The 11,542-nt window shown below is 71.7% G+C and carries 14 protein-coding genes; 7 read left to right on the top strand and 7 right to left on the bottom strand.

Features of this window, described 5'->3' with window-relative positions:
• Window positions 1-193: 193 nt before the first annotated feature.
• On the bottom strand, window positions 194-1,054 hold the full coding sequence (locus tag ACYVG5_RS16965) for a fumarylacetoacetate hydrolase family protein (RefSeq protein ID WP_222046261.1): 861 nt from the start codon (window positions 1,052-1,054) through the stop codon (window positions 194-196).
• 187 nt (window positions 1,055-1,241) lie between these two features.
• On the opposite strand from ACYVG5_RS16965, the gene ACYVG5_RS16960 reads away from it, so the two are divergent.
• The 4 genes from ACYVG5_RS16960 to ACYVG5_RS16945 all read left to right on the top strand — a co-directional run bounded on the left by ACYVG5_RS16960 (window position 1,242) and on the right by ACYVG5_RS16945 (window position 3,782).
• Window positions 1,242-1,958 (top strand): cysteine hydrolase family protein, encoded by a 717-nt coding sequence (locus ACYVG5_RS16960; protein ID WP_222046259.1) that lies wholly within the window; start codon window positions 1,242-1,244, stop codon window positions 1,956-1,958.
• Window positions 1,959-1,970: 12 nt separating this feature from the next.
• Window positions 1,971-2,513, top strand: a complete 543-nt coding sequence (locus ACYVG5_RS16955) for a hypothetical protein (RefSeq protein ID WP_222046256.1) — start codon at window positions 1,971-1,973, stop codon at window positions 2,511-2,513.
• Window positions 2,514-2,598: 85 nt separating this feature from the next.
• Window positions 2,599-3,588 carry an LLM class flavin-dependent oxidoreductase gene (locus ACYVG5_RS16950; RefSeq protein ID WP_222046254.1) on the top strand — a complete coding sequence of 330 codons (990 nt, stop codon included), beginning with the start codon at window positions 2,599-2,601 and terminating at the stop codon, window positions 3,586-3,588.
• Window positions 3,585-3,782, top strand: a complete 198-nt coding sequence (locus tag ACYVG5_RS16945; protein WP_222046252.1) for a hypothetical protein — start codon at window positions 3,585-3,587, stop codon at window positions 3,780-3,782. The genes ACYVG5_RS16950 and ACYVG5_RS16945 overlap by 4 nt, the downstream gene beginning before the upstream one ends.
• Before the next feature lie 19 nt (window positions 3,783-3,801).
• Here ACYVG5_RS16945 and ACYVG5_RS16940 read toward each other — a convergent pair whose 3' ends face one another.
• From ACYVG5_RS16940 to ACYVG5_RS16930, 3 genes are all read right to left on the bottom strand, one after another.
• Window positions 3,802-4,464 carry a hypothetical protein gene (locus tag ACYVG5_RS16940; RefSeq protein WP_222046250.1) on the bottom strand — a complete coding sequence of 221 codons (663 nt, stop codon included), beginning with the start codon at window positions 4,462-4,464 and terminating at the stop codon, window positions 3,802-3,804.
• Window positions 4,461-4,925: a MarR family winged helix-turn-helix transcriptional regulator gene (locus ACYVG5_RS16935; protein WP_222046249.1), complete on the bottom strand. Its 465-nt coding sequence runs from the start codon at window positions 4,923-4,925 to the stop codon at window positions 4,461-4,463. The genes ACYVG5_RS16940 and ACYVG5_RS16935 overlap by 4 nt, the downstream gene beginning before the upstream one ends.
• 82 nt (window positions 4,926-5,007) lie before the next feature.
• A complete protein-coding gene (locus tag ACYVG5_RS16930; RefSeq protein WP_222046247.1) occupies window positions 5,008-5,793 on the bottom strand; it encodes an endonuclease/exonuclease/phosphatase family protein in 786 nt (261 codons plus the stop codon).
• An 81-nt stretch (window positions 5,794-5,874) separates the two neighbouring features.
• Here ACYVG5_RS16930 and ACYVG5_RS16925 point away from each other — a divergent pair, with 81 nt between their 5' ends.
• Entirely contained in the window at window positions 5,875-6,435 is a 561-nt protein-coding gene (locus ACYVG5_RS16925; RefSeq protein WP_460683373.1) for a nucleotidyltransferase, read from the top strand.
• Window positions 6,436-6,485: 50 nt separating this feature from the next.
• Here ACYVG5_RS16925 and ACYVG5_RS16920 read toward each other — a convergent pair whose 3' ends face one another.
• The 3 genes from ACYVG5_RS16920 to ACYVG5_RS16910 are packed head-to-tail and all read right to left on the bottom strand — an operon-like array spanning window position 6,486 to window position 9,897.
• A complete protein-coding gene (locus tag ACYVG5_RS16920) occupies window positions 6,486-7,241 on the bottom strand; it encodes a succinate dehydrogenase/fumarate reductase iron-sulfur subunit (protein ID WP_222046243.1) in 756 nt (251 codons plus the stop codon).
• The gene (locus tag ACYVG5_RS16915; protein ID WP_222046242.1) at window positions 7,238-9,184 is read right to left on the bottom strand and encodes a fumarate reductase/succinate dehydrogenase flavoprotein subunit; all 1,947 of its coding nucleotides are present in this window, start codon (window positions 9,182-9,184) and stop codon (window positions 7,238-7,240) included. The genes ACYVG5_RS16920 and ACYVG5_RS16915 overlap by 4 nt, the downstream gene beginning before the upstream one ends.
• An 11-nt stretch (window positions 9,185-9,195) precedes the next feature.
• Window positions 9,196-9,897, bottom strand: a complete 702-nt coding sequence (locus tag ACYVG5_RS16910; protein WP_460683375.1) for a succinate dehydrogenase cytochrome b subunit — start codon at window positions 9,895-9,897, stop codon at window positions 9,196-9,198.
• A 238-nt stretch (window positions 9,898-10,135) separates the two neighbouring features.
• Here ACYVG5_RS16910 and ACYVG5_RS16905 point away from each other — a divergent pair, with 238 nt between their 5' ends.
• Window positions 10,136-10,747, top strand: a complete 612-nt coding sequence (locus ACYVG5_RS16905) for a sulfite oxidase-like oxidoreductase (RefSeq protein WP_222046240.1) — start codon at window positions 10,136-10,138, stop codon at window positions 10,745-10,747.
• A gap of 54 nt (window positions 10,748-10,801) precedes the next feature.
• Window positions 10,802-11,527 (top strand): FAD-binding oxidoreductase, encoded by a 726-nt coding sequence (locus tag ACYVG5_RS16900; RefSeq protein WP_460683372.1) that lies wholly within the window; start codon window positions 10,802-10,804, stop codon window positions 11,525-11,527.
• The last annotated feature ends 15 nt before the right edge of the window (window positions 11,528-11,542 follow it).

Below are 11,542 nucleotides of genomic sequence, written 5' to 3'. Positions count from 1 at the left end.
GATCGCGTGACCGTCTGCCCACAACGGATCACCGCTATTGCCGCCGCCGCCCTTGTCCTGACTTCACTCGACCGCGGAACCAGGTGAGAAAACCTCAGTGACGGTTCCAACGGGTTCTCCTCGTCATTGGGGAGTGGTGCAGCCGGGTGTCATTGCCCGGTCCGGCTCCGGGAGCTGGGACAGGCGCGGGAGGTCAGCCCTCGTGCCCCACCAAGGGGGTGACCAGGCGGCCGAGACCCTCGACCTCGCAGACGACCTCGTCCCCGGGCTGCAGCCAGACCTGGTCGGCCATGCCGAGGATCACGCCCTCCGGCGTGCCGGTGAAGATCACGTCGCCGGCCTCCAGCGTCATGATCTGGGAGAGGTCGCTGACCAGTTCGGCGACGGAGAAGACCATGTCCACCGTGTTGGAGTCCTGGCGCAGGTCGCCGTTCACCCAGGTCCGGGTGCGCAGCGCCTGGGGGTCGGGTACGTCGTCGGCGGTGACCAGGCAGGGGCCCAGCGGGGCGAAGCCGTCGATGGCCTTGCCGTACATCCACTGGCTGCTGCGGTTCTGCAGCTCGCGCGCGGACAGGTCGTTGCCGGTGGCGTAGCCGAAGACGTGGTCGAGGGCGTCCTCCGTCGACACGTTGCGCGTCGTCCGGCCGATGACCGCGACCAGTTCCACCTCGTAGTCGGCCTTGCGGGTCGCCGCCGGGATGACCACCTCCTCGCCGGAGCCGGCCAGGCTGTTGCGGTACTTGGCGAAGTAGATGGGCTGCTCGGGAACGGGCATCCCGCCCTCGGCGGCGTGCTTGCGGTAGTTGAGGCCGACGCAGATGATCTTTCCGGGGTCGGGGACGGCGGGGGCCAGGCGGAGCTGCTCCAGCGGGACGGCGTCCGTGGCGGATCCGACCGCCTGGCGGACCCGGTCCAGGACCTCCGGCCCGGCGGCGATCAGCTGCTGCATGGTCGCCGGCGCGTCGGGGGCGGCGGCCGCGACGTCGACGACCCCGCGGTCGGTCTCGACACCCAGCCGCACGCCGCCATCGGCGTGGAAGGAGAGGAGCCTCATCGCGTCGTGCCCGTCGGCGTGGCGGCAGCGGCCGGCTGGGCGTGGTCGGGGAACGGTGTGGTCTGCATCACGCCGTGCATCGTGGGCATGGAAAGGTGCGACGTCAAGCACTTCCGGAACCGTTGTGTACCGCCTAGTGCGACGATCTACACCTCGACATCGAAGGGAAATCCGCATGGCGGAATCAATGCTGGCTCACTGGCGCGCGGCGGACCTCCACATCGCCCCGGAACTCGACCGCTCGGCCCTGCTCGTCATCGACACGCAGGTCGACTTCGTCGACGGTGGGGCGAGCCCCATCCCGGGCACCAGTGCGGTGGTCCCGGTGATCGCCCGGCTGCTGGCGGCCTACCGCGCGGCCGGGCGCCCGGTCGTGCACGTCGTCCGCCTCTATGACGGTGACGACGTCGACCTGGCCCGGCGCACCGTGCTCGACTCCGGCGCGCCGATCGTCCGACCGGGGTCGGCCGGCGCCCAGATCGTGCCCGACCTGCTGCCGCCCGGCGCCCCCGCGCTGGACGCCGAACGGCTGCTCGCCGGCGAGCTGCAGCAGATCACTCCGAAGGAGTGGGCGATGTGGAAGCCCCGGTGGGGTGCCTTCCACCGGACCCGGCTGGACGAGCACCTGCGGGCGCACGGGGTCACCACCGTCGTCCTGGCGGGCTGCAACTACCCGAACTGCCCGCGGGCCGCGGTCTACGGCGCGAGCGAGCGCGACTACCGGGTGCTCATCGCCGCCGACGCCATCTCGGGAGTGCAGCCGGCGCACCTCGAGGAGGCCGGGCGCATGGGGGTCCTCGCCGCCGGCAGCGGCGAGATCGCCGACGAGCTCCGCACGTCCGCCCGGCCGGACGCCGCCGCGACCCGGGACTCCCGGCCCTGGGCGGGCCCCCCTGCGGGGTGACAGGGTGCGTCGGTGTCCGGTCGGCGCTCCGTAGCCCGCGCGGTGGCCGGGCCGGCCGTGGTGACGCTGCTGCTCGCCGGGGTGGCCGGCTGCACGACGCAGCCTGCCACCGCACCGGTCGGCCAGGCGCTGCCCGCGACCGGCCCGGCCGCGGCTCCCGACCCGGCGCCGGCGGCCCCCGACCCGGCACCGCCGGCACCGCTGACGGCGGCCGCGGCGCGCACACCCAGCGCCATGGCGGTGGCCTGCGCCGACGTCGAGAAGGCGCTCACCGGCGGGGTCGCCCGCTACGAGGTGCAGGCCCTCGCCGAGGAGGGCCTCGGTGGCGGAGGGAGCCGGGCAGCCGCCGAGCTGGAGATGGACGCGGCGCTGGACCGCGCCGGCCGGGCGGCCGGTGCCGTCCCCGGCCTCGCGGCCGCGGCCGCCCCGGCGATGACCGAGCTCGCCATCCTGCGCGACGGGTTGGCCGTGCGCGCCGATCTGGACGAGGACGACGCCGGGCCCTGGCGGGACGCCCGCGACCTGCTCGAGACCTGGTGCGACGCCCAGGCCTGATGGTGGCCGACCGCCCGGGCCGCGATCGGGAAGGCCTGGCGCCCCCGTGCGGTTGCTCCTGGCAACCGATCGGAAGGCCTGACCCATGAGCATCCCGCTGTCCGTCCTCGACCTCGCGCCGATCCTGCGGGGCCAGTCCGTGAGCGACAGCATCGCCGCCAGCGTCGCCCTCGCCCAGCGCGCGGAGGCGCAGGGCTACCAGCGCGTCTGGTACGCCGAGCACCACAACATGGCGACCATCGCCTCGTCGGCCACGAGCGTGCTCATCGCCCACGTCGGCGCGCAGACCAGCCACATCCGGCTGGGTGCCGGCGGGGTCATGCTGCCCAACCACGCACCGCTGACGATCGCCGAGCAGTTCGGCACGCTCGACGCGATGTACCCCGGTCGCATCGACCTCGGCCTGGGCCGCGCCCCCGGGTCGGACCAGAACACGATGTACGCGCTGCGCCGCGACCCGGGCTCGGCCGAGTCCTTTCCGCAGGATGTGCTGGAGCTGCAGGCCTACCTGGCCGGCAAGACCCGGGTGCCCGGGGTCGACGCCGTCCCCGGCCGGGGGTCGGAGGTGCCGTTGTTCATCCTCGGTTCCTCCACCTTCGGCGCGCAGCTCGCAGCGGCCCTGGGCCTGCCCTACGCGTTCGCCTCGCACTTCGCGCCGCAGGCCCTCGAGGCCGCCGTCTCGATCTACCGACGCGACTTCCAGCCCTCCGCCCAGCTGGACGAGCCGTACGTGATCGCCGGGATGAACGTCGTCGCCGCCGACAGCAGCACCGCGGCGCAGGCTGCCTTCGCCGCGGTGCGCCGCACGCTGGCCACCGGGCTGTTCGGCCGCGGGCGGAACTTCACCGACGCCGAGGCCGACCTGCTGCTGTCCCAGGGCGCCGGGCAGCACGTCGACTCGATGCTCACCCATTCCGCGGTCGGTACGCCGGCCGAGGTGCGCGAGCAGGTCGAGGCCTTCCGCCGGCTGGCCGGCGCCGACGAGCTGATCGTCGCTCACCAGTCGCCGTCCACGGAGGGCCGGCTGCGGTCGGTCACGCTGCTGGCCGAGGCGATGGAGGTCGTGCGCGCGTGAACGTGTTCACCGACTACGTGGAAACCCACTGGGTCCCGATCAACGACGACATGGTCACCGTGCAGACCGTCGACGCGGCGGGGCGTCGCGAGACCCACGTCCTGTCGGTGACCGACGCGCTGGCCCAGTTCATGGTCAAGTACCCGTTCGTGGACGACGCGCAGGCCGCGGAGCTCTTCGCCCGCGGCGGCTGAAGCGCGGCGACCCCGCCCGTCAGGTGCCGGGATCGTCGGTCGCCCACCGCCGGACCTCGGCGAGGAAGCCCTGCGGATCATCGGCGTAGAGGGCGATCCGGTGGACCACTTCGGTGCCGGTGGGCAGCCGCACCGGGGCCGGCCGGTCCAGGACCACCTCGATGTTGGTCTGCTCCTGCATCCGCATGTGCAGGGTCGCGTGGCCCGCCGGGTCGACGGCCACCTGGGGCTCCCCGTCGGGCGCGATCCGCTTGCGGTGCGTCACCGTGGCGATCTCGTCCCAGGCGAGGGGGATGTCCACCTCGGTGCCGGAGCGCACCCGGATCCCGTCCGGGCCGACAGCGTGCGGGCGGGTGAGCATGCCGAACAGCAGGCCGAACATCCACACCAGCCCCCAGACGCCCAGCACCAGCAGGGGGATGCGGACCGCGGGCCACCGGCTCACGAGCAGGTCGACGACGACCAGTTCCACCGCGGACACCACGATGAACGCGATGGTGACCGCCAGGACCGGCGCGTGGTAGCTGAACCCGGCGGCTCCGGCCGGCACCCGCGGTCGACGGAACAGGAAGCGGTAGATCGCCTGGTAGCCGCCGATCTCCATCCGGACCGCGCGGCGGGCGAGCCGGCCGGCGATCTGCCAGCGGCTCCGTCGGCCCGGGGTCGTGGCCGGCGCCGTCATGCCGTCACCGCCGTCTCCGCGTCGGTCGCGCCTGCCGCGAGATCGTGCAGCCGCGAGGTGACGACGTCGAGCGCCTCCCGGAAGCACCGGACCTGCTCCTCGGTGAGGTCGGCGACCAGGCGCGCGGCGATCTGGCGGCGGTCCCGGTCCATGTCCGCCATCGTCTGCAGCCCCTGGTCCGTGAGCGTCACCAGCGTGGCGCGCCGGTCCGTCGGGTGCGGGCGGCGGGTGACGAAGCCCCCGGCCTCCAGCGCGTCGACCAGCCCGGTCACGTTCCGCGGAGTGACCTGGAGCGCGGTGGCCAGGCTCTGCTGGGTCGACGGGCCCGACTGGTGGACCACCCACAGCAGGTGGGTGCGCGCGGCGGTCAACCCGGAGCCGGCGAAGGACCGGGCCATGTCCTCCTGGAGGAGCAGCGTGATCTCGAGGAGGCGATCGAAGACGTGGAGTTCCGGGACCATGTGGTGAACCTAGCGAACAGTGCAGTCGGTTCACAGTGACGGTGGTACCGGTTCGTCGTCGAACGATCCGATCCCGCTGCGGTTATGGCCGGTGGCGGCCGGCATCCAGGAACAGGTCGACCAGCAGCGCACGGTGGTCCGACAGGGGCAGCGCCCGGGACTCCGTGGCGGTCACCGCGCCGATCTCACCGCGCAGCAGCACGTGGTCCAGCTGCCGGTCGGGCGTCTGCACCGGGAAGGTGTGCTCGGCGGCCAGCGTCCGGTACCCGGTGACCGTGGCCGGCGTGGGCGGGGTCATGTTCAGGTCGCCCAGCAGCACCAGCGGCCCGGGGAACGCCATGAGGTCGCGGCGCAGCCGGCTCAGCTGCACCCGGTTCCACCCCGGCACGAACGACAGATGGGTGTTCACCACGGTCACCGCACCGTGCGGCGTCTCGACCACCGCGACCACCGCCGTCCGCGGCTCCTCGTGCACCATGATCAGCTTGCGCGGTTCGCGCAGCCACAGCGGGAAGCGGAACGGCACGGTCGGCAGCCGGACCACCTGCCAGCTCGACACCGGGTACCGCGAGAGGAGCGCGATCCCGTAGGCCGCCGTCCCGGGTTGCTCGGTGCCGGTCGCGGCCATCCAGGTCGCCCCCGGTGTGCCGGCGATGGAGGCGACGAACCGGTGGGCCGGGGCTCCCATGGCGTCGGCGGCCACCGCGGTGAGGTCGGTGTGGTGGGAGCGCGGCTGGTCCCGGTCCACCTCCTGCAGCGCGAGCACGTCGGCGTCGAGGTCGGCGATCGCGGCGGCGAACCGGTCGACGTCGACGCGGTCGTCGGCGAGGGAGCGTCCGTGCAGGATGTTGAAGGTCGCGAGGCGCACGCGTGAGCGCTACCCGGACGGGTAGCCGCACACCCGAGATCCGCCGTACCGACAGAGATGCCGATGACACCGGGAGCCTGGGTGACCGCCGAGTTCCGTGAACCGCTCCGGCTGGCGCTCAAGCGCACCGCTTCCGCGCTCAAGGCAGACGGGGTGCCGTTCGCGCTGGCCGGCGGGTACGCGCTGTGGGCGCACGGAGCGCCGGAGTCCGAGAACGACGTCGACTTCGTCATCGCCGAGGACGACACGGAGCAGGCCGCGGCCGTGCTGGCGGCCGCCGGGTTCGAGGTGGTCCGCCCGCCGGAGGACTGGCTGTTCAAGGCGGCCCTGGACGGCGTCACCGTCGACCTGCTGCACCGCATCGTCGGCGAGCCCGTCGACGCCACCCTGCTCGAGCGCTCGGAGGAGATGGACCTGCTCGGCATCCGGATGCCGGTGCTGCCGGCCACCGACCTGCTGTCCAGCAAGTTGCGCGCGATGACCGAGCACTACTGCGACTTCGGGTCGCTGCTGCCGCACGTGCGCGCCGTTCGTGAGCAGCTCGACTGGGAACGGCTGCGCGCCGAGGTGCAGGGCAACGACTTCGCGGCGGCCTTCCTCTTCCTCGCCGACCGGCTGGGCGTCAGCGGCGGCGCGACCTGAGACGCAGCTGGGCTGGGGCCCCGGAGGACCCCCGCCCAGCTGGTCGTCCTCTAACTGGCCGGCACCGCGCCGGCGCGCAGCGCGCCGAGCAGGTCGTGGTTCAGCCGCGAGATGGTCTCCATCGAGATGCCCTTCGGGCACACGGCCGAGCACTCGCCGATGTTGGTGCAGCCACCGAAGTTCTCGGCGTCCTGCTGCGCCACCATCTTCAGCACCCGGGTGTCGCGCTCGGGCTGGCCCTGCGGCATGAGCCCGAGGTGCGCCACCTTGGCGGCGGTGAACAGCATCGACGAGCCGTTCGGGCAGGCGGCCACGCAGGCGCCGCAGTCGATGCAGGTGGCGGCATCGAAGGCGGCGTCGGAGTCCTGCTTCGGCACCGGGACCGAGTGCGCCTCGGGCGCCGTGCCGGTGGGGGCACTGATGTACCCGCCCACGGCGATGATCCGGTCGAACGACGACCGGTCGACGACGAGGTCCTTGACCACGGGGAAACCGCCCGAGCGCCAGGGTTCGATGTCGATGACGTCGCCGTCGGAGAACGAGCGCATGTGCAGCTGGCAGGTGGTGGTCTGCTGCGGCCCGTGCGCGATGCCGTTGATCATCAGACCGCAGGAGCCGCAGATGCCCTCGCGACAGTCGTGGTCGAAGGCGATCGGGTCGTCGTTGTCGAGGATGAGCTGCTCGTTGAGGACGTCGAGCATCTCGAGGAATGACATGTCGGGCGAGACGTCGGTGACGTGGTAGGTCACCATCTTGCCCTTGACGGTGGGGTTGACCTGCCGCCAGACCTTCAGGGTCAGGTTCACTTGTAGCTCCGCTGTGCCAGGTGGATGTACTCGTACTCGAGGGCCTCGCGGTGCAGCACCGGAGGAGCGCCGTCCGGGGTGTACTCCCACGCGGCGACGTAGGCGTAGTTCTCGTCGTCGCGCAGCGCCTCACCCTCAGGCGTCTGGCTCTCCGCCCGGAAGTGCCCGCCGCAGCTCTCGTTGCGGTGCAGCGCGTCGACGCACATCAGCTCGGCGAGCTCGATGAAGTCGGCGACCCGGCCGGCGTGTTCCAGGTTCTGGTTGAACGTGCCCTGCTCGCCGGAGACCTTCACGTTGGTCCAGAACTCCTGCTTGAGCTCCGGGATCCGGTCCAGCGCCTTGCGCAGGCTCTCCTCCGACCGGTCCATGCCGCACAGGTCCCACATCAGCTTGCCCAGCTCGCGGTGGAACGAGGCGACGGTGCGGGTGCCGTTGATCGACAGCAACTTCGCCGTCTGGTCCTTGATCGCCTGCTGGGCCTCGACGGCGGCCGGATGGGTCGCGTCGACCTTCTCGAACGGCCCGTCGGCCAGGTAGTTGGCCAGCGTGTTCGGCAGCACGAAGTAGCCGTCGGCCAGGCCCTGCATCAGTGCGCTGGCACCGAGCCGGTTGGCGCCCTGGTCGGAGAAGTTGGCCTCGCCGATCACGAACATGCCCGGGATGTTGGACTGCAGGTCGTAGTCGACCCACAGCCCGCCCATCGTGTAGTGCACCGCCGGGTAGATCCGCATCCCGGTCTCGTACGGGTCCTCGCCGGTGATCTGGGCGTACATGTCGAAGAGGTTGCCGTACTTGGCCTCGATCGCCGGGCGGCCCAGTCGCTGCATCGCGTCGGTGAAGTCGAGGTACACGCCGAGCCCGTTCGGGCCCACGCCGCGGCCCTCGTCGCACACGTTCTTCGCCTGACGGGAGGCGATGTCGCGGGGCACCAGGTTGCCGAAGGCGGGGTACTTGCGCTCGAGGAAGTAGTCGCGCTCGTCCTCGGGGATCTGACGCGGGTCGCGGGAGTCGCCGCGCTCCTTGGGCACCCACACCCGGCCGTCGTTGCGCAGCGACTCGCTCATCAGCGTGAGCTTCGACTGGTAGTCGCCGGCCACCGGGATGCAGGTCGGGTGGATCTGGGTGTAGCAGGGGTTGGCGAAGTAGGCGCCGCGCTTGTGTGCCCGCCAGATCGCCGTGGCGTTGGAGCCCTTGGCGTTGGTCGACAGGTAGAAGACGTTGCCGTACCCGCCGCTGGCCAGCACGACCGCGTCGGCGAAGTGGCTGCTGATCTCACCGGTGATGAGATCGCGGGCCACGATGCCGCGGGCCCGGCCGTCGACGATGATGAGGTCGAGCATCTCGGTGCGCGGAAAGGTCTCGACGTTGCCGAGCCCGATCTGCCGCTCGAGTGCCTGGTAGGCGCCGTACAGCAGCTGCTGACCGGTCTGGCCGCGGGCGTAGAAGGTGCGGGAGACCTGGGCGCCACCGAAGGAGCGGTTGTCCAGCAGGCCGCCGTACTCGCGGGCGAAGGGCACGCCCTGGGCCACCGCCTGGTCGATGATGTTGGCGCTCACCTCGGCCAGCCGGTAGGAGTTGCTCTCCCGGGAGCGGAAGTCGCCGCCCTTGACCGTGTCGTAGAACAGCCGGTGCACGCTGTCACCGTCGTTGCGGTAGTTCTTGGCCGCGTTGATCCCGCCCTGGGCGGCGACGCTGTGGGCGCGGCGGGGGCTGTCCTGGAACCAGAAGCTCTTGACGCGGTACCCGGCCTCGCCGAGCGTGGCGGCGGCCGAGCCGCCGGCCAGACCGGTGCCGACGACGATGACGCTGAGCTTGCGGCGGTTGGCCGGGTTGACCAGGCGGGCCCGGAACTTCCGCTCGTTCCATCGTTCGGGGAGCGGGACGTCGGCGGGTGCCTTGGTGTCGGCGATCGGTTCGCCGACGGTGAAGAGGTCGAGGGGCATGTCGGTTCCCGTCAGTCGATGAGGCCGAAGGCGATGGACAGCGGAACGAGCAGGAAGCCCGCGGTCAGCACCGTCGCGACGACGTAGGCCAGCGCGTTCACGCTGCGCTCCCGCCGCCGGTTGGTCTGGCCGAGCGACTGCATCGCACTCCAGATGCCGTGCCGCAGGTGCAGCCCCAACAGCAGCATCGAAACCACGTAGAACAGCGTGATCGGGATGTTGGAGAAGCTGGCGATCAGCCGCTCGTACGGCGTGGTGTCGCCGCCGGCCGGGTTCACTGCGCCGACGGTCAGGTCGAGGATGTGCCAGATGATGAACAGCAGGATGATCGTGCCGCCCCAGCGGAGTGTCCGGGAGGCGAAGCTCTGCTGCACCCGCTTCTTGGTCACGTAGGCGACCGGGCGCGCGCGCCGGGCCTGGGCCCACAGCGAGTAGGCCGCCCAGAAGTGCGCCACCACCGACGCGAGCAGGACGAGCCGGATGATCCACAGCACCGTCTGCGTCGGGACGGCCGGCTCCCCGATGGTGCGGATCCAGCCGGAGTATTCGTTGAAGGACTCGGCGCCCGAGAACGCCTTCAGATTGCCGATCATGTGCGCGATCAAGTACAGGATCATGATGATCCCGCTGACCGCCATGACTGCCTTCTTGACGACCGAGCTGCTGAAACGCCCGGTATTCGGGGCCCCGCGCTGGGCCGGTTGCTGCGTCACTGTCGCCACAGCGGCAAAGGTACGTCCCCTGCCCACGTGACACACAGATGAACGCGACGTGACACGGCTCATGTAAGGCGACCCTCACGGAACCCGCCGCGTCCGGCGTGTCGCCGGAAGCCTGTCGGTGGTGCCCAACGAGTCGCCCGGCCGATGAGTTCCCGCCCGGTGCCCCCGCGCCGGCCGTCGGCGGAGGAGGATCCCTCCCGACGCGCCCGCGCAGAGGAAGGACGACGACGTGGCAGGACCGACCCGAGGCTTCCTCGGCCGCAGCAGGGCCCCGCGCGACCCGCGGCTGCCGCCCGGCCAGTACGACGCCGGCGCCGACTGGCCGGTGCTCACCGCCGAGCCGACCCCCCGGATCACCCCGGAGACCTGGAGCGTCAGCGTCGACGGGGAGGTGGCGAACCCGACCACCTGGACGTGGGACGAGGCACACGAGTTGCCCGGCGCCGAGTACCGCGGCGACATCCACTGCGTGACGACGTGGTCGAAGTTCGACACGCACTTCAGCGGCATCAGCGTCGACTCGCTGCTCGAGGCGGCCCGGCCGACGGCCGAGGGACGGTTCGTGATGGCGACGTCGAAGACCGGTTACACCACCAACCTCCCGCTCGAGGACGTCACCGGCGGCAAGGCCTGGCTGGTGTGGGAGTACGACGGCAAGCCGCTGCCGGTGGAGCACGGCGGGCCGGTGCGGATGCTGGTGCCACACCTGTACTTCTGGAAGAGCGCCAAGTGGATCAGCAAGCTGACCCTGCTCAAGCGCGACCAGCCCGGCTTCTGGGAGCAGAACGGCTACCACGACCGGGGCGACCCCTGGCGCCAGCAGCGCTACCAGGGTGATTAAGGACCCCGTCCTCCTCGCCACTCGCAAGCTCGCGTCGAGCCTCTGGACGGGGCCGTGAGCGGGGCCGGGCGGGCCCCGGCCGGCGGGTGGCGGACCGCGACGGTGGCCGGGGTCCGCCGACCGCTGGCCCGGTCGGTCCAGCTCCGGCTCGACGTCCCCGACCGGGTCGACCACCTGCCCGGTCAGCACTACGTCGTCCGGCTGACCGCAGCGGACGGGTACACCGCCCAGCGGTCGTACTCCGTGGCCTCCGCGCCGGACGACCCGCTGGTCGAGCTGTGGATCGAGCGGCTCGACGACGGTGAGGTCTCCACCTACCTCGCCGACGTGGTGGAGCCCGGTGACGTGCTCGACGTCCGCGGGCCGATCGGCGGCTGGTTCGTCTGGGAGGGGGACGAGCCCGCGCTGCTGATCGGCGGCGGCAGTGGCGTCGTCCCGCTGGTGGCGATGGTCCGGCACGCCCGCGCCATCGGCGCTGGTGATCTGCTGCGCATCGCCGTCTCCACCCGGACGCTGGCGGAGCTGCCCTACGCCGCGGAGCTGGTGGCCGCCGGTGCGCTGGTGGGAACCACCCGGGAGGCGTACGGCATCCGCCCGGCCGCCCGGCTCACCGCGATGGACCTGCTGCCGCTGTGGGAGCCGGGGCAGACGTCCTACGTGTGCGGCTCGACCCCGTTCGCGGAGGCGGCGAGCCAGCTGCTGGTGGGCATGGGCGTACCCCCGGCGTCGATCCGGGTCGAGCGGTTCGGTGCGTCCGGCGAGCCGGTGCCACCGATCTGACCGAGCCGGTCACCG

This window comes from Modestobacter lapidis, assembly GCF_054780755.1.
This window is presented reverse-complemented; position numbering and strand designations above follow the sequence as displayed.